Genomic DNA, 21,483 nt, shown 5'->3' on the forward strand with positions numbered 1-21,483 from the left:
TGGAGACTTCCATGCATCCAGTTGTAGCGCGCGTGACCGAGCGCATTGTCCAGCGCAGCGCAGACACCCGCGGTGCCTACCTCGCGGGCGTTGACGCCATGATCGCCCGCAAGCCCGCCCAAGACCGCATGGGCTGCGCCAATCTGGCCCACGCCTATGCTGCACTGCCGGGCTCTGACAAGTTCAAGATCACCGTCGAAAAGGCGCCCAACATTGGCGTGGTCACGGCCTACAACGACATGTTGTCGGCCCACCAGCCCTACCAGAGTTACCCCGCCGTGCTGCGGGATGAGGCCGCCCAGCACGGCGCCACGGTGCAGGTGGCAGGCGGTGTACCTGCGATGTGCGACGGCGTGACGCAGGGCACGCCCGGCATGGAGCTGTCGCTGTTCTCCCGCGATGCCATTGCCATGGCCACGGCGGTAGCGCTGTCCCACGATGTGTTCGATGGTGCGCTGCTGCTGGGTGTGTGCGACAAAATCGTGCCGGGCCTCTTGATTGGTGCGCTGCACTATGGGCACCTGCCGTGCGTGTTCGTGCCCGCAGGCCCCATGGGCACCGGCCTGCCGAACAAGGAGAAAGCCAAGGTGCGCGAGCAGTACGCACAAGGTCTGGTCGGGCGTGATGAGTTGCTCAAGGCAGAGTCTGCCGCGTACCACAGCCCCGGCACCTGCACCTTCTACGGCACCGCCAACAGCAACCAGATGCTGCTCGAAGCCATGGGCCTGCACGTGCCCGGCGCGGCCTTTGCACCGCCCGGCACCGAAGAGCGCGAAGCCTTCACACGCCAGGCCGTGCGCACGGTGCTCGACATTGGCAAGCGTGGCCAGCGCTTCACGCCCATCGGGCACGTGGTGGACGAGCGCTGCATCGTCAACGCCATGGTGGCCCTGCTGGCCACCGGGGGCTCCACCAACCATTTGATCCACTGGGTGGCCATTGCGCGCAGCGCGGGCATCCTCATCGACTGGTCGGACTTTGACGAACTCTCGTCCGCCGTGCCGCTGCTGGCCCGCGTGTACCCCAATGGCGATGCCGACGTGAACCAGTTCCAGGCCGCAGGCGGCCCCGCATGGATCCTGCGCGAGCTGTTGTCCGGCGGCTTCATGCACCCCGATGTGATGAGCGTGAACGCGGGCGGCATTGCCGCAGGCGGGCAGGGCGCCCCGGCGGTGTCGGGTGACGAAACCGTGTTGCGCCCCGTGACCCGGCCGTTTTCGCCCACCGGCGGGCTGCGCCTGCTGCAAGGGCGCCTGGGTCGCGCGGTGATCAAGGTGTCGGCCGTGCCCGAAGACCGCCACATCATCGAAGCGCCTGCGCGCGTGTTCGATTCGCAAGAGGCGTTGCTCGCCGCCTTTGCTGCGGGCGAGGTGCAGCAGGACATGGTGGCCGTGGTGCGCTTTCAGGGCCCGCAGGCCAATGGCATGCCCGAACTGCACAAGCTCACCCCGCCGCTGGCCGTGCTGCAAAACCAGGGCTTCAAAGTGGCGCTGGTCACCGACGGCCGCATGAGCGGCGCATCGGGCAAGGTGCCTGCCGCCATCCACGTCACGCCCGAGGCGCTGGCCGGTGGCCCGCTGGCCAAGGTGCTGGACGGCGACATTGTGCGGGTGGACGCCGTTGCCGGCACGCTGGATGTGCTGGTCGACGAAGCCACCTGGGCGGCACGCCCCGTGGCGCCATACACCGCGCCTCCCGCCACCGGCTTTGGCCGTGAACTGTTTACCAACTTTCGCCGCCACGCAGGCGGTGCCGAACAAGGAGCCTGCACGTGGTTGTAAAGGCTGCCCCCCTGAGCCGCTTCGCTTCATCCCCCCAGGGGGACGCCACCCGTGGCCTGGCAAAGCCAGTTCCACGGTGGCCCTCGCATTGCATCGCGCCAGTTTCATATGCCGCTCGCGGTACTCAAAATTAAGGAATAAACCCGTGAATCCCCTCGACATCGCCAGCCATGGCCCCGTCATCCCCGTCATCGTGATCGACCGCGTGGAAGACGCGCTCCCCCTGGCCGAGTCGCTGCTGGCCGGTGGCGTGAAGGTGCTGGAAGTCACACTGCGCACCGCTGCGGGCCTGCCCGCCATCGAAGCCATTGCGCGCAACTTGCCCGAGGCCGTGGTGGGTGTGGGCACGGTGCTCAACGCTGACGACGCGCGCCGCGCGAGCGAGGCCGGGGCGCGGTTTGCCGTGAGCCCCGGCTATACGTCTGCAGTGGGCAGCGCCTGCAAGGGGCTGAACCTGCCCCTGCTGCCCGGCGTGGCCACCTCCAGCGAAATCATGGCGGCCCTGGCCGACGGGTTTTCGTTCCTCAAGCTCTTCCCGGCCGAGGCCGTAGGCGGCATCCCGCTGCTCAAGTCCTGGGCCAGCCCGTTTGGCCAGGTGAGCTTTTGCCCCACGGGCGGCATCACCCACACCTCGGCATCCAGCTACCTGGCGCTGCCCAATGTGCGCTGCGTGGGCGGCTCGTGGCTCACGCCCACCGATGCGGTGCGCGCGGGCGACTGGGCGCGCATCACGCAACTGGCGCGTGAGAGCGCGACACTGCGCATGCCGCGCTGAAAATTTGAGTAAAAATAGGCTGTAACGCTTTGTGGTAAAGCGCTGGCAGCTATCGAAAAAATAGTAAAAAACCCCGCAGGCCTTGCAGCCTGCGGGGTTTGTTTTTTGGCGTTACCGGGTGGGCTTGCAGCCTGCCCGGTATGTGCCGGGCAATTACATGCCCATGCCGCCCATGCCACCCATGCCGCCCATGTCGGGCATGCCGCCGCCAGCACCGGCTTCTTCCTTCGGTGCGTCAGCCACCATGCACTCGGTCGTCAGCAGCAGGGATGCCACGGAAGCGGCGTTCTGCAGGGCCGTGCGGGTGACCTTCGTGGGGTCCAGAATGCCCAGCTCAAGCATGTCGCCGTAGCTGTCGTTGGCAGCGTTGAAGCCGAAGTTGCCCTTGCCGGCCAACACAGCGTTCACCACCACCGAGGCTTCGCCACCGGCGTTGTTCACGATTTCGCGCAGAGGCGCTTCGATGGCCTTGAGCACCAGCTTGATGCCGGCTTCCTGGTCAGCGTTGTCGCCCTTGACGCGGTCGCCCACGGCTTGCTTGGCGCGCAGCAGGGCCACGCCACCACCGGCCACAACGCCTTCTTCCACAGCTGCGCGCGTTGCGTGCAGTGCGTCTTCCACGCGGGCCTTCTTTTCCTTCATTTCGACTTCGGTGGCAGCGCCGACCTTGATCACGGCCACGCCGCCAGCCAGCTTGGCCACGCGCTCTTGCAGCTTTTCGCGGTCGTAGTCGCTTGTGGCTTCTTCGATCTGCACGCGCACTTGCTTGACGCGGGCTTCGATGTCAGCAGCGGCACCGGCGCCGTCGATGATGATGGTGTTTTCCTTGCCCACTTCGATGCGCTTGGCCTGGCCCAGGTCGGCCAGCGTCACCTTTTCGAGCGTCAGGCCCACTTCTTCAGCGATGACCTTGCCGCCCGTCAGGATGGCGATGTCTTCCAGCATGGCCTTGCGACGGTCGCCAAAGCCTGGAGCCTTCACAGCCACAACCTTCAGGATGCCGCGGATCGTGTTGACCACCAGCGTAGCCAGGGCTTCGCCTTCGACTTCTTCGGCAATGATCAGCAGGGGACGGCCAGCCTTGGCAACTTGCTCCAGCGTGGGCAGCAGGTCGCGGATGTTGCTGATCTTCTTGTCGAACAGCAGCACGAAGGGGTTGTCCAGAATCGCGGATTGCTTTTCGGGGTTGTTGATGAAGTAGGGCGACAGGTAGCCGCGGTCGAACTGCATGCCTTCCACGACGTCCAGTTCGCTGTCCAGCGACTTGCCGTCTTCCACAGTAATCACGCCTTCCTTGCCAACCTTGTCCATGGCGTCAGCGATCAGCTTGCCGATGGTTTCGTCGGAGTTGGCGGAGATCGAACCGACCTGGGCGATTTCCTTGGAGGTGGTGGTGGGCTTGGAAGCCTTCTTCAGCTCTTCCACCAGGGCCGACACAGCCTTGTCGATGCCGCGCTTGAGGTCCATCGGGTTGATGCCCGCGGCCACGTACTTGAAGCCTTCGCGCACGATGGCCTGGGCCAGCACCGTAGCGGTGGTGGTGCCGTCACCAGCGTTGTCGCTGGTCTTGGAAGCCACTTCCTTCACGAGCTGGGCGCCCATGTTCTGCAGCTTGTCCTTGAGTTCGATTTCCTTGGCCACAGACACACCGTCCTTGGTCACGGTGGGGGCGCCGAACGAGCGCTCCAGCACCACGTTGCGACCCTTGGGGCCCAGCGTGACCTTGACCGCGTTGGCCAGGATGTTCACGCCTTCAACCATGCGTGCGCGGGCTTCGCCGCCGAAAACTACGTCTTTTGCTGCCATTTGGAGCTCCTAAATTGGTTCAAATTGGCCGCTCACGCTTATCTGGTAAGCGCTAGCAGCTATGAAAAAATGAGTGAATCAGAGAGAGGGAGAATTACTTCTCAACCACTGCAAAGAGATCGTCTTCCTTCATGACCAGCAGCTCGTCGCCATTGACCTTGACGGTCTGGCCCGAGTACTTGCCGAACAGAACGCGGTCACCGACCTTCACGTTCAGGGCAAGCACGTCGCCCTTGTCGTTCTTCTTGCCAGGGCCGACGGCCAGCACTTCACCTTGATCGGGCTTTTCGGCGGCGTTGTCAGGGATCACGATGCCGGAGGCGGTCGTGGTTTCGCTTTCGATACGCTTGACGATCACGCGATCGTGCAGAGGGCGAAGGTTCATTGCATTGCTCCTGTTTTCAGTAAAAAAAGCTTGATTGACCTGGCATCCGGGGCTTCCGGATACCTCCAAACTGCCTGCAGTCGAGGCGTTGTTAGCACTCGACTGCGGTGAGTGCTAATGATACGGGCATTTGTGGCGGTTTCAAGACGCGTTTTTCGCTTCCCGCGAAAACTGGTGGCTACCCAATGAGCGGACGAAGGCCTTGCGGATGTGCTTTGGTATGCCTCAGAGTCTTGAACGAGGCCGTCGCTATGTCGTCATTTACACTTCGGATCGTTTGAAGTGGTTGGCTGATCTGGATTGCGTGCTTGCTCCAGCCGTGCAACCACTCATGTCCCGCCCTTAAGAGCGTCTTCTGGACCTCCCAATTGTTTCCTGAACGGGCTTGGAGTTTCATGCCATCTTTGCAAATTACCACTTCGCTGATGGGCATTGGCTTGGCGGTGCTAATCCTCTATCTGATACGCCGGGACCATCTTTACCTCATGCACGGCCTGTTCTGGGTTGTGGTGGCGGCTGCTGCTGCAGTTTTAGGCGCCTGGCCTGGTCTCATCGATCGTCTGGCCAGGTGGACGGGGTTCAGCTATCCGCCAGCGCTGTTGCTGCTTTTGGCCTGCATGGTGCTGGTGGTCAAAGCCCTGCATGCAGATATGGTGAACACACGCATTGAGCGCGACGTGCGCCGTTTGAACCAGCGTTTGGCGTTGCTGGAGGCAGATCTTGAATCGGTTCGCCAGGTTGGGTCAGCTGAATCGTCCAACCCGTGACAAACCTCTTGCTCCCAGTCATTTTGTGCGGCGGCTCAGGCACTCGCTTGTGGCCGCTCTCGCGAGAAAGTTATCCCAAGCAGTTCTTGGCGTTCTCGGGCACGAAAACCATGCTCCAGCAGACCGCTACACGTCTGCAGGGTCTGCACCCTGACATCCCAATCGCTTGCGCACCGCTGCTGGTTTGCAATGAAGACCACCGGTTCCTGGCGGCCAGCCAGTTGATAGAAGTGGGTGTATGTGGTGCGACCATTCTTCTGGAGCCTGTTGCGCGAAACACAGCGCCTGCGCTAACCGTTGCAGCGCTGCAAGCTACAGCCCAGGGGGCAGACCCCGTCATGCTTGCAATGCCGGCAGATCACATTGTTACGGACTTGGCAGCATTTCAGAGGGCAGTGCAAACAGCATTCGCAGCAGCAAGCCGGGGGCGCGTGGTTACCTTTGGTGTGAAGGCCGACTATCCAGAAACCGGCTATGGCTACATACGCCATCAGATGAAACAGGCAGAAGGGGTTTTTTTGCTAGAGGGTTTCACCGAAAAACCCGATGCTGACACAGCCCAGCAATATCTGAATGCAGGTAACTACCTGTGGAACAGCGGCCTGTTTATGCTCCGCGCCAGCACATGGTTGAAGGCGATAGGCATTTGCCGCCCCGACATCCTTCAAGCCTGTGAGAAATCGATGCAAGCAGCCCGACACGACCTTGACTTCACTCGGCCGGATGCCACAGCTTTTTCGCTTTGCCCATCTGATTCCATTGACTACGCAGTGATGGAAAAGCTGCCAACACACCCTGAATGGGGCTTGGCCCCGTGCGTGGTACCTTTACAAGCGGGGTGGTCTGACGTGGGGGCATGGGATGCCCTTTGGGGTGTGAGCGCACACGACGCTCAAGGCAATGCCCTGCTCGGCGACGCCGTGGTGCAGCAAAACTGCACCAATTCGCTGCTATTGGCCAGCAGCCGCCTCGTAGCAGGTGTGGGGCTGCAAAACCTCATCGTGGTTGAAACTCCTGATGCCGTGCTGGTTGTTGACAAACGCTTTACCCAAGAGGTCAAACAGGTGGTGGCAAACCTTGCGCGTGATGGTGATGCCTTGGCGCAAACGCACCGCAAGGTTCATCGCCCTTGGGGCTGGTTTGACAGTATCGACCGCGGGGAAAAATTTCAGGTGAAGCGCATCGTGGTGAACCCCGGTGCCAGCCTGAGTCTGCAGATGCATAACCACCGCGCGGAGCACTGGGTGGTGGTCCGGGGTACCGCCGAAATCACGAACGGCGACCAGACCTATCTGCTGAACCAGAACGAATCCACATACATTCCGGTGGGGCGCGCGCACCGCCTCGCCAATCCTGGCAGCGCCCCCCTGGAGATCATCGAGGTGCAGTCGGGGGATTACCTTGGTGAGGACGATATCGTGCGTTTTGACGATATCTATGGGCGGTCGTCCCCCATGCCTTTTTCTTCTCATTCTCAAACATGAAAATCGACGAAAACGCAACCATCGCTGTGATCGGACTGGGCTACGTGGGCCTGCCTTTGGCGGTTGAATTTGGCAAGCAGCGCAAGGTGCTGGGGTTCGATATCAATACTGCGCGCATTGCCGAACTGCAGGCGGGGACCGACGGCACATTGGAAGTCACGCCCGAAGACCTTCAGGCGGCCGCCCAACTGAACTTCAGTGCCGACCCTCAGGACCTGAAGGACTGCCAAGTCTTCATCGTGACGGTCCCCACCCCGGTAGACCAAGCCAATCGGCCAGACATGACACCGCTGGTCAAAGCCAGCGAGACCGTGGGGCGCGCCATGCCCCAGGGCGCCTTGGTGATTTATGAATCCACCGTGTACCCGGGCGCTACCGAGGAAATTTGCGTCCCGGTACTGGAACGCCTGAGCGGCAAACGTTTCAATGTGGACTTTTTCTGTGGGTACAGCCCCGAGCGCATCAACCCGGGTGACAAGGTGAACACGCTCACCAAAATCAAGAAGATCATCAGCGGCAGCACGCCCGAGGTGGCTGACGCAGTGGATGGTCTTTATGCAAGCATCATTGTTGCGGGCACGCACAAGGCCAGCAGTTTGAAAGTGGCCGAGGCCGCCAAGGTGATCGAGAACACGCAGCGGGACCTCAACATTGCACTGGTCAACGAGCTGTCAGTCATTTTTGAGCGCCTGGGAATCGATACACTGGAAGTGCTCGAGGCCGCCGGGAGCAAGTGGAACTTCCTGCCCTTCAGGCCCGGCCTGGTAGGCGGCCACTGTATTGGGGTGGACCCGTACTACCTGACACACAAGGCCGAAGAAGTGGGCTACCACCCCCAGGTGATTCTGGCGGGCCGTCGTATCAACGACAACATGGCCCGGTACGTAGCGCGCAACACCCTGCGCCTCATGCTCAAGAACGGTATGGACGTTCCGCGTTGCCGCATCGGTGTGCTTGGCATTACCTTCAAGGAAAACTGCCCTGACATTCGCAACAGCAAGGTGGTGGACATGGTGCGCGAGTTTGAGGCCTGGGGGGCCAATGTGGTCGTGTGCGACCCCTGGGCAAGCGCGCAGGATGTGCAGCATGAATATGGCCTAAGCCTTGCTGGTATTTCCGCGCAAGAACCCGTAGATGCGCTGGTCGTTGCGGTCGGCCACCAGCAGTTTCGCGACGCCACACTGAGTGAGCTACGCAGTTTTTGCCGAAGCGAACAGCCTGTACTGGCCGACGTAAAGAGCCTCTTTGACCGGCACGAGGCTGCATCCGCCGGATTCACCGTTTTCCGTCTCTGAACCCGTTTCTGACCTCATATGAAAAACTTTGCCCTCATCGGAGCCGCTGGATATATAGCGCCGCGGCACATGCGTGCCATCAAGGATCTCGGTCACCAACTCTCAGTGGCTTATGACATCAATGATTCGGTCGGCATCATCGACAGCATCTCGCCACAGAGCGACTTCTTCACCGAGTTCGAGCGGTTTGAGGAGCATGCGTACCGGCTGCAGCGGTCACCTGCTACCAGGCTTGACTATGTAGCAATCTGCTCGCCCAACTACCTGCACCATGCGCACATCGCAGCGGGCTTGCGCCTGGGTTGTGACGTTATCTGCGAGAAGCCCCTGGTGCCAACGCCCGCGCTGGTTGACGAACTGACCCGCATCGAGCAAGAGACCGGAAAGCGGGTGTTCAACATCCTGCAGTTGCGCCATCACGAGGCCATCTTGCGCCTGAAAGAGAAGGTCACCGCCGCGCCCACGGATAAAAAGTTCGATGTTGAACTGACCTACATCACCTCACGCGGCAAGTGGTACCTGGAGAGCTGGAAGGGCGATCCGCGCAAGTCGTTCGGCGTTGCCACCAACATTGGCGTGCATTTTTTCGACATGCTGCATTTCATCTTTGGAAATCTGCAGGAAAACCGCATCCATTTGAGCCAAGAGACCAAGGCCGCCGGTTACCTCGAATACGAACGCGCCCGTGTGCGCTGGTTCTTGTCCATCGACGCCGATGATCTGCCCCAGGAAGTGAAGGGCAAAAAGCCCACCTATCGCAACATCGACATCAGTGGCGAGCAGCTCGAGTTTTCCGAGGGCTTTACCGACTTACACACCACCAGCTACCGCGAGATTCTCGCGGGGCGGGGTTATGGGCTGGAAGACGCACGTCACTGCGTCGAGACCGTCGACGGGATCCGGCAGGCAAGCATCGCAGCCGACGCGGGGGATCGGGTGCATCCATTCGTGTCTGCCACGGAGCTTTAGCAGTATGAAGTCACCCGGGTTGAACCCACTTTCCCAGTTTCAATTGCTTCTGAGAGATGTGCATGGTGCGCTCAAGCTCTGGCGCTTCTGGCTGCATCTCGGCCTTGAAGACATTCTGAAGCAGTACCGTCGCTCGTTTCTGGGGCCCGTTTGGATCTCTATCAACACAGCCATCTTCATCGGCGCATTCGGTTTGATCGGCTCGCAGGTTTTCAAGATCGACGTACAGACGTATTTGCCATTTTTCTGCGTCAGCCACATCCTGTTTCTGTTCATCTCTCAATCCATATCGGACAGCTGCCAGACCTTCATCGCTGCCAGCGCGTTTCTTAAGCAGACGCCTTATCCTAAGACAGCCTTTGGCCTTCGGGTTATCTGGCGCAACCTGCTCATGATGGGGCACAACATCCCGATCGCGCTGATCGTGCTTCTGGTGTTTGGGCGCCTTCACGAGGTCAGGCCCTTGCCCTTTGTGTTCGGGCTTGCGTTCACCGTGGTTTGCGCGGCCCTGGTTTCATGCATCCTGGGCGCGCTGTGCGCCCGTTTTCGCGACATACCGATGATCATTACCAGCATGATGCAGATCGCTATGTTCCTCACGCCAGTGATGTGGCAGCCTTCTCAACTCAGTGAGCGAGCGCAACTTATCGTGCATATCAACCCGCTGGCTGCATTTCTAGACCTGGTTCGTGCCCCTATGCTCGGCCAAGCGGTTGACCCTTATAGCTATCTGATGGCTGGCGGCACGCTTCTGGTGCTGTTGGCAGCGTTCTTCACACTGTTTCTTCAGAGCCGACGTAGGCTTGTATATTGGCTTTGACCATGGCGAGCATCGAACTGGATCGGGTCAACGTTGACTTCCCACTGTTTTCTTCGCGCTCGCGCGGACTGCTGAACACGCTGCTGGGCAAGGCCCAGGGCCATCGGGGTCGGATTGAAGATATCGGGGGCGGCGCGCTTGCCGTGCGCGCATTGCGTGACATCACGCTGTCGCTCAAAGACGGAGACCGAATGGGACTCATGGGGAGCAACGGCGCCGGAAAATCCACCATGCTGCGGGTGCTCTCCAGTGTGTATGAACCCACCTCAGGTGTTATGCGGGCTTCGGGTCACATCTCATCGTTGATAGACCTTATGCTGGGCATGGACCCCGACGCAAGCGGCTATGAATTTGTGGCAACCCGCTGTGTGGTGATGGGCATAGGAAGCCGCCAAGCCAAGGCGCTGGTGCCAGATATTGAAGAATTCACCGAATTGGGCGATTACCTTCACTTGCCCGTGCGCACCTATTCGTCCGGCATGATGCTGCGCCTCGCCTTCGCCGTATCGACGGCGGTCGCGCCCGACATTCTGTTGATGGACGAGATGATTGGCGTGGGCGACGCACAGTTCATTGACAAGGCGCGTATCCGGCTTGAGAACATGATGAGCAGGGTCAAAATCCTGGTCTTGGCCTCGCACAGCGATCCCATCCTCAAGACGTTCTGCAATCAAGGAATCTGGCTCGATCAAGGCCAGATTCGTATGCAGGGCGACATCGAAGACTGCTTGGCCGCGTATCACGCAGGCTGAGCCTACTTTCAACAGTACCCGTATGAGTGAGTCTTCCTACACCGCACATCCCTCTGCCATCGTGGACGAAGGCGCGCAGATTGGTGCTGGCACGCGCATCTGGCATTGGGTTCATATCTCCGCAGGTGCTCGTATCGGACGGGCGTGTTCGTTCGGGCAGAACGTCTATGTGGGCAACGACGTAGTGATTGGAAACAACGTCAAGGTACAGAACAACGTTAGTGTGTACGACGCCGTCGCCTTGGAGGACGATGTATTCTGCGGCCCGAGTGTGGTCTTTACCAACGTCTACAACCCGCGAAGCAGTGTGGTGCGCAAGCACGAATACCGACATACCCTGGTGCGCAAGGGCGCCACACTTGGAGCCAATGCTACGGTTGTGTGCGGCGTCACGGTGGGCGCTTATGCCTTCGTGGCCGCTGGTGCGGTGGTGAATCGCGATGTGAAGCCCTATGCGCTGGTTGCGGGTGTACCCGCGAGGCAAATTGGCTGGATGAGCGAACACGGCGAGCGACTGGACCTTCCGCTAACGGGCGATGCACAGACGCAGTGCCCGCAAACAGGGCATTGGTATCGGTTGGCTTCGGGGGAGGTGCATCGCGCCTGACAGACCATGCATCACCACAGCCACTACGGAATCTGAAATGGAATTCACCGATCTGAAAGCCCAGTACCAACGGCTAAAAACTGACATCGACGCACGAATCCAGAAGGTGCTGGACCACGGCCAGTACATTTTGGGCCCGGAGGTGCACGAGTTAGAAGAACAGTTGGCCGGATACACCGGCGCCAAATACTGCATCACCGTAGCGAATGGTACTGATGCACTACAAATCGCGCAGATGGCTCTGGGCATCGGTCCAGGTGACGAGGTGATCACGCCCGGCTTTACCTACATTGCCACGGCCGAGACGGTCGCATTGCTGGGCGCAAGGCCGGTTTACGTAGACGTGTTGCCCGACACGTACAACCTGAATCCGTTACTACTCGAGGCTGCCATTACCCCGCGTACCAAGGCCATCATTCCGGTCAGCCTTTACGGCCAATGCGCTGATTTTGAAGCGATTAATGCAGTTGCTGCTCGCCATGGCATCCCCGTCATCGAAGATGCAGCCCAAAGCTTTGGTGCTACTTACCATGGCCGACAAAGCTGCAATCTGACAACGGTGGCGTGTGCCAGCTTCTTCCCAAGTAAACCGCTTGGCTGCTACGGCGATGGTGGCGCCATTTTCACCAGCGACGAAGCACTCGCGCGAGTGATGCGTCAGATTGCGCGCCATGGGCAAGATCGGCGATATCACCACATACGGGTTGGAGTGAACAGCCGTCTGGACACCTTGCAAGCTGCTGTGCTTCTGGCCAAGCTGGATAGTTTTGACGAAGAAATAAAGTTGCGTCAGCAAGTGGCTGACCGTTATCACCATTCGCTGAAGTCCGCAGGTATCTCCACCATACCGCTCATCGCAGCCAATCAGCAAAGTGCCTGGGCTCAGTACACCGTTCGTACGCAAGAGCGCGATCGCGTCCAAGCCAAGCTGAGCGAGTTAGGTGTGCCTACCGCCATTCATTACCCGCTCCCTCTGAATAAGCAGCCTGCCGTGGCGGATCCGGATGTGCAATTGCCCGTGGGTGACCGTTTGGCTCAAGAGGTGCTGAGTCTGCCCGTGGGCCCCTTCCTGACCGTTTCCGACCAGGATCGGGTAGTCAGCGCATTGACGAAAGCCATGCAATGACCAGACGCAAAATTCTCACGATCGTGGGTGCTCGTCCCCAGTTCATCAAGGCAGCCGCAGTGTCGCGGACCATTCAGTCTGATTTCGCCGAGCAATTGGAAGAGCTGATCGTTCATACGGGCCAGCACTTTGACGACAACATGTCGAAAGTATTTTTCGACGAGCTGGAGATTCCCGCACCCCATGTACACCTAGCGATATCCGGGGGCAGCCATGGAGCCATGACCGGCCGCATGCTGGAGGCGATCGAGGCGGTACTGCTGAAAGAGCGGCCAGATTGGGTGCTGGTCTACGGTGATACCAATTCGACACTGGCCGGCGCGTTGGCGGCTGCCAAGTTGAACATTCCCGTGGCGCATGTGGAAGCGGGCTTGCGATCATTCAACATGCGCATGCCGGAAGAAATCAACAGGATTTTGACGGACCGTGTTTCGACACTGTTGTTGTGTCCCACGTCTACCGCCGTTGGGCATCTTGCCAACGAAGGTCTTACCCGCGGGGTTCACTTGGTTGGGGACGTCATGTACGACGCATCGTTGTTTTATGGCAGCCTTGCCCTGCAGCGGAGCTCCATCCTCGAACAGTTGCAGCTGTCTCAGCGCGGCTATGTGCTTGCAACATGCCACCGTGCCGAAAACACAGACGACTCATCACGTCTTACGCAGATCGTCGAAGCGTTGGTAGAAGTCGCGCAGGACATGCCGGTTGTGCTCCCTTTGCATCCGCGCACAAGACGCCTTATCGAGGCAACGGGCTTGCAATCCAGCCTGTCCAAGTTGCATGTGGTTGAACCGCTCTCATATCTCGATATGGTGGCGCTGGAGCAAGCTGCAGCCGTCATCATGACGGACTCTGGCGGTGTTCAAAAAGAAGCCTATTTCTACAGGGTTCCCTGCATCACCCTCCGCGATGAGACGGAGTGGGTTGAAACTGTCACGCTGGGTTGGAACCGCCTGACAGGGGCGACGAAAGATCGCATTCTCTTGGCTTATCGGAACGTCGTAGCTTCGCCCCCTCCAGCGGCCGGTAAAGACAATCCCTACGGAAATGGCGATGCATCCGCGCGCCTGCTGCAATTCCTTGCTTCATAACTCTCACTGGAAAATCACATGAAAGTTTTTGTCACTGGTGGCCTCGGCCAAATTGGCTCCCACGTCGTTGAAATGCTGCTTGCTCGCGGCGACGAAGTGCTCACTATCGATAACCTTGCCACTGGCAGGCGTGAGCATTTGGATGAGCATCCACAACTGAAGGTCGTGATCGGCTCTATCGCAGACAAGCTACTGGTGGACCAACTGCTGGGTGCGTTTCGCCCGGACGCGGTGGTCCACACCGCAGCCTCATACAAGGACCCCGATGACTGGTACAACGACACGCTGACGAACTGCGTTGGGGGCTCCGCCGTCATCGACGCAGCGAAGCGCAATGGAGTTAAGCGGTTTGTATATTTTCAAACCGCTCTTTGCTACGGCCTGCGCCCGCAACAGCATCCCATCCGCCTGGACCATCCGCGCTTGCCGGGTGGCAGCAGTTATGCCATCAGCAAAACGGCCAACGAGCTGTACCTTGAGTTGTCCGGGCTGGACTTCGTAACGTTCCGCTTGGCGAACGTGGTTGGCCCCCGCAACGTGGCTGGTCCGCTGCCCATTTTTTATCAGCGACTCAAGGATGGGAAACGTTGCTTCGTCACCAAGGCACGGCGCGACTTCGTCTTTGTCGAAGATCTGGCTCGGGTCGTTCTGAAGGCATGCGATGGCATCGGACATGGGACATACCATTTTTCATCCGGCACGGATATCGCGATTGAAGAGCTGTACCACGCTGTGGTCACCGCAATGGGCTTCACCGACAAGCCCGAAGCCGAGGTCAAAGAGCTTGGCCCGGATGACGTCGCCTCGATCCTGCTGGATCCTTCCAGAACGTTTGAAGATTTTGGTCAACTGACTTTCACACCGCTTCAGCACACGGTTGATACGGCTATCGCTTATTACAAACAGCATGGCACGCTCGGTGAATACACGCATTTGAGACTTGAGGGTGACCAGAAATAACCATTTTATTTCCGGAAAAATCGAGTGATGATTCTAAATCCACCAAAAATTAGTGGGCGATCAGAGGGAATTGATTTAATGCGCAGTGTATGTGCGCTTGCAGTTCTGCTTTTCGCTCATCTTATTTTTTGGTCGGATTTGGTTCATCAAGATGTTCCCTCGAATCTGTTGGTTGTTGGAAGGGCTTTAATATTCATTTTTCAGAAGCACGGTGAGCTGAACCCATTCGTATTGGCATTTATTGTGCTTAGTGGCTATTGCATTCATCGCAATGGATTGCGATCAAGGGTGGGGATAAAGCAATTTTTAATTCGAAGATTTTTCAGAATTGTTCCTGTTTTTTTTCTTGCAACAGTTCTTGGAATGTATTTATTTGGGGTGTCGGTAAATATTGATGCACGGTTAGCATCCATTTTGACTGGGACTTCTGAGATCAAAGGCGAATGCTTAGCCGCAAAATTGCTTCTGATTCCAGCGTTGCTTCCTGTGGCTCATCCTTGCGACTTTCTAGGCAATGCTCCCTCATTGACAGTGATGGTTGAGTTGGTTCTCTATATTTTTTATGCTTTGATCTTTTGGAGAGTATCACGGTACTGGCTAGAGGGCATATTGATAATTTCTGTTGTTGCAGGAATTGTTTTTTCTGCAAATAATACAAAATATCCTATTTTGTACAACTGGTGGCAGAATAGTTCTGCATTGGCTTTTCTTCCGTATTGGTGGGCTGGTGCGGCGGCCATTGTTCCAAGCTACAGAAAACTGATAAAGAAACATTCGATTGGAATTTTTTGTACATGGGTGATTTTGTCGTTTTTTGCAAATCTTGCTGATAGTGCCGTCGCTGCAGAGCTTCGTAAATTTGTTTTTGCAATATTAATTGCTGGACTGGTAATTCGTTTGGATGAAGCCTCGATTCCCGTAAATCCGCTATCGATGCTTGGAAGAACTGGATATAGCTTATATGCAATTCATGCTCCCCTCTGCGTAATATTTTTATTATGGGGTTTTGGATGGTGGCAAACTCTAATCGTGACAGTTGTTTGCGGGATAGGTTGTTATTTGATGTTTGAACGACCTTTTGATAAATTCGGAAGAAAAATAACTGAGCAACACTTGGTTATAAATTCCAAAAATGAGGCATGAAATAATATGCGGATTCTGATCACGGGAGGAGCCGGCTGTTTAGGCTCCAACCTTATTGAACATTGGTTGCCAAAGGGGCACCAAATCGCCGTGCTGGACAATTTCGCCACCGGCAAGCGGGAAGTTGTGCCAACGGTCAAAGGTCTTCAAGTACATGAAGGCCATATCGCTGATGCGGCTTGGGTGGACAAGACATTCGATGCGTTTGCACCAGAGATCGTCATTCACGCCGCTGCTGCGTACAAAGATCCTGAGGACTGGCGAGAGGACGCAAACACTAACGTCACTGGCAGCATTGCCGTGGCCCGCGCCAGTGAACGTCATCAAGTCAAACGGCTTGTGAATTTTCAAACTGCGCTTTGCTACGGCCGCCCTACATCGTTGCCCATCTCGACGCAGGAGCGTTGCGCGCCTTTCACCAGCTATGGCATCAGCAAAACGGCCGGCGAGCAGTTCATGCTGATGAGCAAGGTGCCTTCGCTGTCTCTTCGCATCGCGAATGTGACTGGCCCTCGCCTCGCGATTGGTCCCATCCCTACCTTTTACAAAAGGCTTAAGGCTGGGCAGAAGTGTTTTTGCTCAGATACCGCCAGGGATTTTCTGGACATGCAGGATTTCCTGCGATTCATGGATCTGGCCATTCAGCCAAATGCCCCGATCGGTGTCTACAACGTGTCGAGCGGCGAGGCGCATACGATCTTGGAGATCTTTCGCGCGGTAGAGCGTTATTTGGGACTTGATCCGACAGAAGTGCCTGTGGTGCCACCGTTAGCAGACGATGTTCCTGTGGTTTGCCTTGACGCGAGCAAAACAGAGGCGGACTTTGGTTGGAAGTGTCAGCTCGACTTTGAGCAAACCATTCAGCGGCAACTGCAGTGGTATGACCAGCATGGAGTCAACGACGTCTTCAGCCACCTCAAATCGCCTACCGCTGCTTAAATCATGAATGTGAATTCCGCTACGTTTTCTGGCCAACGCGTGCTGATCGTTGGGGGCGCAGGCTTCGTGGGCAGTAATCTGACCCACGCAATCCTGCAACAAGATCCACGAGAAATCATTGTCGTGGACAACCTGCTTTCATCAGAGGCAAGCAATATCCCAGCCGACCCTCGCGTGCGTTTCGTGTTTGGGTCGATCACCGATGATGAGATCCTGTCGGCGTTGCCTGACGATCTCGACTATGCATTTCATCTGGCCTGCTATCACGGTAATCAGTCTTCCATTGCCAATCCATTTGCAGACCACGAAAACAATACGCTGACCAGCTTGAAACTGTTTCAGCGGTTGTCTGCCATCAAAGCGCTGAAGAAGGTGGTTTACGCGGCCGCCGCTTGTGCGGTAGCGGAAAAGACTTATGACGTCGCTTCTGCCACGACGGAAGATCAACCTGTTACGCTCTACCATGACAGCCCCTATTCGATCTCAAAGATCATTGGTGAGTTGTATGGAAACTATTTTTTCCAGAGAGCAAACTTGCCATTCGTTAAAGCTCGATTTTCAAATGTGTATGGGCCAAGAGAAATCTTGGGCGCTGGTCAATGGCGCGGCACCGCTCATACCGTATGGCGCAATGTAACCCCCACGTTTGTTTGGCGGTCGTTGCAGCAAGAGGCACTGCCTTTGGACAATGGCGGCAACGCTAGTCGTGACTTTATCTTCGTGGAAGACATGGCGCGCGGATTGATGGCATGCGCGCTGAACGGACAGAAGGGTGAAATTTATAACCTGGCTACCGGTCGTGAAACCACGATTCTCGAACTAGCTACTTGGATCAATGAATTCACAGGCAACAAAACACCTCTTGATCTGCGACCTGCCAGAGATTGGGATCGATCCGGTAAACGTTTTGCCTCAACGGACAAAGCCCGCGAACAATTGGGTTTCGAAGCCCAAGTGGACATACGAGAAGGTCTTCGCCGCACGGTCGAATGGACGCAAAACAATGCCGAAATGATCGAGCGTTGCATGGCGAAGCACCAAAAGATGTTGAGCCAACACTGACATGTCATTGCCAATACAAGGCCACTCTTTCCTGGTGATTGGTGGCGCGGGCTTTATAGGTTCTCATCTGGTAGAGCAGTTGCTTAGCGCCGGGGCTGCGCACGTCAGGATCTATGACAACCTGTCCAGGGGGCGCCTTTCGAATCTTGGTGAAGCTTTGAATGATCCTCGTTGTGAAATATTCCCCAGTGGAGGGGATATTTTGCATCGGGATACTTTAAATGCTGCAATGCGTGGCATTGATGGGGTATTTCATTTGGCGGCATTATGGCTGTTGCACTGTAATGAATATCCACGTTCTGCGTTTGAAGTCAATGTCGGTGGCACCATGAATGTTGCCGAAGCCTGCATTTCGAATGGAATTCGCCGGCTGGTTTATTCTTCTTCAGCGTCGGTTTATGGGGATGCGGTCTTTGAACCGATGGATGAAAGTCATCCGTTTAATTGCGAAGAATTCTACGGCGCAACTAAAGTGTGTGGTGAGTATCTTCTGAAGGCTTTATATCGCCGTCCTGCCAGCCGCGATAAAAACTTGAGTTATGTGGGGCTCAGGTATATGAACGTATATGGGCCGCGCCAAGATGATAAGGGTGCCTATATCGGCGTGGTTACACGGATGATTAATTCTCTAAAAAAGGGTGAGGCGCCTGTTATTCATGGTGACGGCTCTCAAGCTTACGATTTTGTGGATGTGCGTGATTGCGCGCGCGCTAATATTCTCGCTATGCAAGCTGAGGCTGGGATGCGCTGTTATAACGTCGGGACCGGCATCAAGACCAGCATTAAAGAGTTGAATGTTATGCTGCATGGTATCTTCCCCGATGCCCCACCTGCGATTTTTCAAAATGTAAACCGCCCATTCGTTAAAAATCGAATTGGATCCACTGATAAAGCTAAGCAAGACCTAAATTTCCAAGCATTGATTCCCTTGGATCGGGGATTAATCAACCTTTGCCAGCTTTGATTTGAATGAATGGGATTCGTCCCAAGAAAATGAGGGGGGGATGATGATTGAACAGCCTAGTTTTATATTTGACCAGCGAAAGAAAAATAAGAAAAAGTTTCTGTTGGTTTGTTATTATGATCCAGCAGGCATTTCTACGGTGCCTGAAATAATTGCATACGTTCAAAAGCTATCTATCTTTCCGGTTGTTGTAGCCAATATATTTGAGTGCAGGGATCCAGCGGGCATTAATTCTCTTCCTCCAAATATTAATTTGTCCGAGTTTGCTGGAATTATTATTCATAATTCCATTTCTTATGATGTGGGAAATTTGCGCGTATTGGACGCCAGATTGTCAATAAAGCTCAAAGACTTTAACGGCTTAAAAATATTATTAAAGCAGGACGAAAATCATAAATTTCGTGAACTTGCAGAATACGTGGGGCAGACAAGGTTTGACCTGATTCTGACATGTCTACCATCCTCAGAAATTGAAAAGATTTATCCTAAGGACGTTGTTGGAGAAGTTAAATTTCAACGAATGTTCACTGGTTATGTGACGCCAACTTTGCGGGCTATCGATGCGAAACCTCTCAACCGGCGGGAAATAACTATAGGGTATCGGGGCTCAATTCAACCACTCTCGTTCGGAAGATTGGCATATGAAAAGCGATCGATCGGAGAAAAAGTTATATGTAATTTGAATGAGGTTGCAGATATTCGATTGGATATTTCGAGCAAATGGGAAGATCGATTAGGAACTGATGCTTGGTTTGATTTTTTAGGAAATTGTAAGGCTACTTTAGGTGCTGAATCCGGGGCAAGTGTTTTTGATATAGATGGATCTCTGAAAAGTAAATGTGCTTTAGCAGAGGAGGCCCTAGGCGATTTTCGAGAAGACGCTCATTACGCGGAAAGTTATCTGAAATATATTGTCGACCTTGAGGGGAAGGTAAACTACAATCAAATTTCACCTAGACATTTTGAGGCTGCTGCCACCAGAACACTTCAATTACTATACCCAGGTGAGTATTCCGGAATATTCTTGCCCGGAATCCATTATTTAGAATTGGCACGAGATCATTCTAATATATTAGAAGTTGTTTCGTTTCTGCAGAACGATGCTGCAGTTGTGGAAATTACGGAGCGAGCGCATAAAGATATTGTGATGAATCCGTCCTTCTGGATAGAAGGATTCGTTGCAATGCTAGATGAATGTATAGAGGAATTGCTTTCAGTCGACTCTGATAGCTCTCAGCTATCAATATCTGAAAATGAGAAAAAGCAGGTGATGCTGCTTTGTAGCCATCCAGCTCAAATTGACCCTCGTATCGACTGGGTAGAGAAATATGCGCCTGATAACATGTTAATTCATGTTGTCGACATATTGAGGGATGGGGAATTAGACTTCTCAGTCGTTACTCACGAAGATGGATCCAAGAAGATATCAACTCCAAGGATCAAGTTCACATCTCAGTTGTTTTTAAAATGGCAACGGCTTCTATCAGGAAGCAGTGCAGGTGCTGACGCGCTGTTTCAAATGTCGCGAATTGAAAAATTGGCTAGCTCTTCTGATTCTGAGCTTGCTAAGTTTATGGGTATGCCTGATGGTGCACAAAGACTTAACGATTTCAGATGGTATTTGAGATTTGTATTAGAAATCAATACTGGTTTGTTAGAGTCGTGTTTGGCTACCAGCAACGTGCAATGTCTAATTGCTACAGACTTGGTAACATTGCCCGCTGCAGTGCTTTATGGCGCCATTGAAAATATTCCTGTTCACTATGATGCTCATGAATATTGGCCTGCTTCTGATACCAGACAATTTCAAAGTGAACAAGAGTTTTGGCTGGACTTGGAAAAGAACTTAATCAAGTACACCGCGGATCGTTCTACAGTTTCCCCAGGTTTAAAAAAAGTATTTGAAAAAAGTTACGGGTTGAATTTTCGTGTAGTCCCTAATTGCGAACCGTTAAAAAATTCTTCTGATCAGAAATTTCGGGAAAAGAGAGTCGGCAATGAGATTTGCAACTTCTTATTCCAAGGATCTTTTGCTCCACACAGAGGCTTAGAAGAGTTAATTAGTATTTGGGTAGAAACTGGCCCCAGCGCTCATTTGATTCTTCGTGGACCAGCTAACAGTTTCAAAACTGAGATGATTAATCTCGCAAAAAATACTGGGCTTTTTGAAAGTCGAATTTTTTTCCCGGATGCGGTTTCAGAAGACCAACTGGTGGAGATGGCAAGTGCCGCTGATGTAGGAATTATTCCGTATAAAGCACACGGATATAACTATGCCCATTGCTGCCCAAATAAGCTTTCTCAATATATGGCGGCAGGAATTCCTATTTTGGCAAATAACACATCTTTTGTTGCGAGTGTTATTCGAGAGGCTAAATCGGGACTGGTTGTCGATTTTGCTAATAAAAAGTCTTTGTTGAAAGCAATTGCTGAATTTGGATCGAACGGTGTTGCTCGTCGGGAAATGGGGAACGCTGGAAAATTGTTTCACGAAAAAAAATACAATTGGCAGAACGCTTCTGCTAATTTGTACGAGGCGCTTGACAATTTAATTCTGCAGCCGACAAAGCGAGTTGAAATTTTCACAGCTTCCCTAAGCGATTCAATTGAAGAGTCGAATAGTGTGAAATGTGTTCAAGCTGTTGAGATATTGGAAAGAAAATTTTTACGCAGCTTAATGCCTTTCTGGTTGGCGTTGCCATCACGTGTTCGTGATCCAGTTGCTCCCATATTAAAAAGAATTTTAGGTATTTAGCT

At 54.8% G+C, this 21,483-nt stretch carries 19 protein-coding genes; 17 read left to right on the forward strand and 2 right to left on the reverse strand.

Going from position 1 to position 21,483, the window contains the following annotated elements:
* Window positions 1-11 precede the first annotated feature (11 nt).
* Both edd and AAFF19_RS05335 read left to right on the forward strand, forming a co-directional pair.
* Window positions 12-1,781 carry a phosphogluconate dehydratase gene (gene edd, locus AAFF19_RS05330; protein WP_342721443.1) on the forward strand — a complete coding sequence of 590 codons (1,770 nt, stop codon included), beginning with the start codon at window positions 12-14 and terminating at the stop codon, window positions 1,779-1,781.
* Window positions 1,782-1,926: 145 nt separating this feature from the next.
* On the forward strand, window positions 1,927-2,556 hold the full coding sequence (locus AAFF19_RS05335) for a bifunctional 4-hydroxy-2-oxoglutarate aldolase/2-dehydro-3-deoxy-phosphogluconate aldolase (RefSeq protein WP_182118163.1): 630 nt from the start codon (window positions 1,927-1,929) through the stop codon (window positions 2,554-2,556).
* Window positions 2,557-2,709: 153 nt separating this feature from the next.
* On the opposite strand, the gene groL is transcribed toward AAFF19_RS05335, so the two are convergent.
* Both groL and AAFF19_RS05345 read right to left on the reverse strand, forming a co-directional pair.
* A complete protein-coding gene (gene groL, locus AAFF19_RS05340; protein ID WP_008905625.1) occupies window positions 2,710-4,362 on the reverse strand; it encodes a chaperonin GroEL in 1,653 nt (550 codons plus the stop codon).
* A gap of 94 nt (window positions 4,363-4,456) precedes the next feature.
* On the reverse strand, window positions 4,457-4,747 hold the full coding sequence (locus tag AAFF19_RS05345) for a co-chaperone GroES (protein ID WP_008905626.1): 291 nt from the start codon (window positions 4,745-4,747) through the stop codon (window positions 4,457-4,459).
* A gap of 395 nt (window positions 4,748-5,142) precedes the next feature.
* On the opposite strand from AAFF19_RS05345, the gene AAFF19_RS05350 reads away from it, so the two are divergent.
* The 15 genes from AAFF19_RS05350 to AAFF19_RS05420 are packed head-to-tail and all read left to right on the forward strand — an operon-like array spanning window position 5,143 to window position 21,481.
* Window positions 5,143-5,514, forward strand: a complete 372-nt coding sequence (locus AAFF19_RS05350; protein WP_008905627.1) for a DUF2304 domain-containing protein — start codon at window positions 5,143-5,145, stop codon at window positions 5,512-5,514.
* A complete protein-coding gene (locus tag AAFF19_RS05355; protein ID WP_342721444.1) occupies window positions 5,511-6,998 on the forward strand; it encodes a mannose-1-phosphate guanylyltransferase/mannose-6-phosphate isomerase in 1,488 nt (495 codons plus the stop codon). The genes AAFF19_RS05350 and AAFF19_RS05355 overlap by 4 nt, the downstream gene beginning before the upstream one ends.
* A complete protein-coding gene (locus tag AAFF19_RS05360; protein ID WP_342721445.1) occupies window positions 6,995-8,293 on the forward strand; it encodes a nucleotide sugar dehydrogenase in 1,299 nt (432 codons plus the stop codon). The genes AAFF19_RS05355 and AAFF19_RS05360 overlap by 4 nt, the downstream gene beginning before the upstream one ends.
* Before the next feature lie 18 nt (window positions 8,294-8,311).
* On the forward strand, window positions 8,312-9,262 hold the full coding sequence (locus AAFF19_RS05365) for a Gfo/Idh/MocA family oxidoreductase (protein WP_342721446.1): 951 nt from the start codon (window positions 8,312-8,314) through the stop codon (window positions 9,260-9,262).
* A gap of 19 nt (window positions 9,263-9,281) precedes the next feature.
* Window positions 9,282-10,082, forward strand: coding sequence for an ABC transporter permease (locus AAFF19_RS05370; protein WP_182118168.1), 801 nt, complete (start codon window positions 9,282-9,284; stop codon window positions 10,080-10,082).
* A gap of 2 nt (window positions 10,083-10,084) precedes the next feature.
* The gene (locus AAFF19_RS05375) at window positions 10,085-10,834 is read left to right on the forward strand and encodes an ABC transporter ATP-binding protein (protein WP_182118169.1); all 750 of its coding nucleotides are present in this window, start codon (window positions 10,085-10,087) and stop codon (window positions 10,832-10,834) included.
* Between the two features lie 22 nt (window positions 10,835-10,856).
* Window positions 10,857-11,441 (forward strand): acyltransferase, encoded by a 585-nt coding sequence (locus tag AAFF19_RS05380; RefSeq protein ID WP_342721447.1) that lies wholly within the window; start codon window positions 10,857-10,859, stop codon window positions 11,439-11,441.
* Window positions 11,442-11,478: 37 nt separating this feature from the next.
* Window positions 11,479-12,567 (forward strand): DegT/DnrJ/EryC1/StrS aminotransferase family protein, encoded by a 1,089-nt coding sequence (locus AAFF19_RS05385; RefSeq protein WP_342721448.1) that lies wholly within the window; start codon window positions 11,479-11,481, stop codon window positions 12,565-12,567.
* Window positions 12,564-13,658, forward strand: a complete 1,095-nt coding sequence (gene wecB, locus AAFF19_RS05390; protein WP_342721449.1) for a UDP-N-acetylglucosamine 2-epimerase (non-hydrolyzing) — start codon at window positions 12,564-12,566, stop codon at window positions 13,656-13,658. The genes AAFF19_RS05385 and wecB overlap by 4 nt, the downstream gene beginning before the upstream one ends.
* A gap of 18 nt (window positions 13,659-13,676) precedes the next feature.
* Window positions 13,677-14,618 (forward strand): NAD-dependent epimerase/dehydratase family protein, encoded by a 942-nt coding sequence (locus tag AAFF19_RS05395; RefSeq protein WP_342721450.1) that lies wholly within the window; start codon window positions 13,677-13,679, stop codon window positions 14,616-14,618.
* A gap of 27 nt (window positions 14,619-14,645) precedes the next feature.
* Complete coding sequence (locus tag AAFF19_RS05400) at window positions 14,646-15,761, forward strand: acyltransferase (RefSeq protein ID WP_342721451.1); 1,116 nt, start codon at window positions 14,646-14,648, stop codon at window positions 15,759-15,761.
* 6 nt (window positions 15,762-15,767) lie between these two features.
* Window positions 15,768-16,700: an NAD-dependent epimerase/dehydratase family protein gene (locus tag AAFF19_RS05405; protein WP_342721452.1), complete on the forward strand. Its 933-nt coding sequence runs from the start codon at window positions 15,768-15,770 to the stop codon at window positions 16,698-16,700.
* 3 nt (window positions 16,701-16,703) lie between these two features.
* On the forward strand, window positions 16,704-17,762 hold the full coding sequence (locus AAFF19_RS05410; protein WP_342721453.1) for an NAD-dependent epimerase/dehydratase family protein: 1,059 nt from the start codon (window positions 16,704-16,706) through the stop codon (window positions 17,760-17,762).
* A gap of 1 nt (window position 17,763) precedes the next feature.
* A complete protein-coding gene (locus tag AAFF19_RS05415) occupies window positions 17,764-18,726 on the forward strand; it encodes an NAD-dependent epimerase/dehydratase family protein (RefSeq protein WP_342721455.1) in 963 nt (320 codons plus the stop codon).
* A 40-nt stretch (window positions 18,727-18,766) separates the two neighbouring features.
* A complete protein-coding gene (locus tag AAFF19_RS05420; protein ID WP_342721456.1) occupies window positions 18,767-21,481 on the forward strand; it encodes a glycosyltransferase in 2,715 nt (904 codons plus the stop codon).
* The last annotated feature ends 2 nt before the right edge of the window (window positions 21,482-21,483 follow it).

Source organism: Acidovorax sp. FHTAMBA (genome assembly GCF_038958875.1).
Classification (GTDB): Bacteria; Pseudomonadota; Gammaproteobacteria; order Burkholderiales; family Burkholderiaceae_C; genus Acidovorax.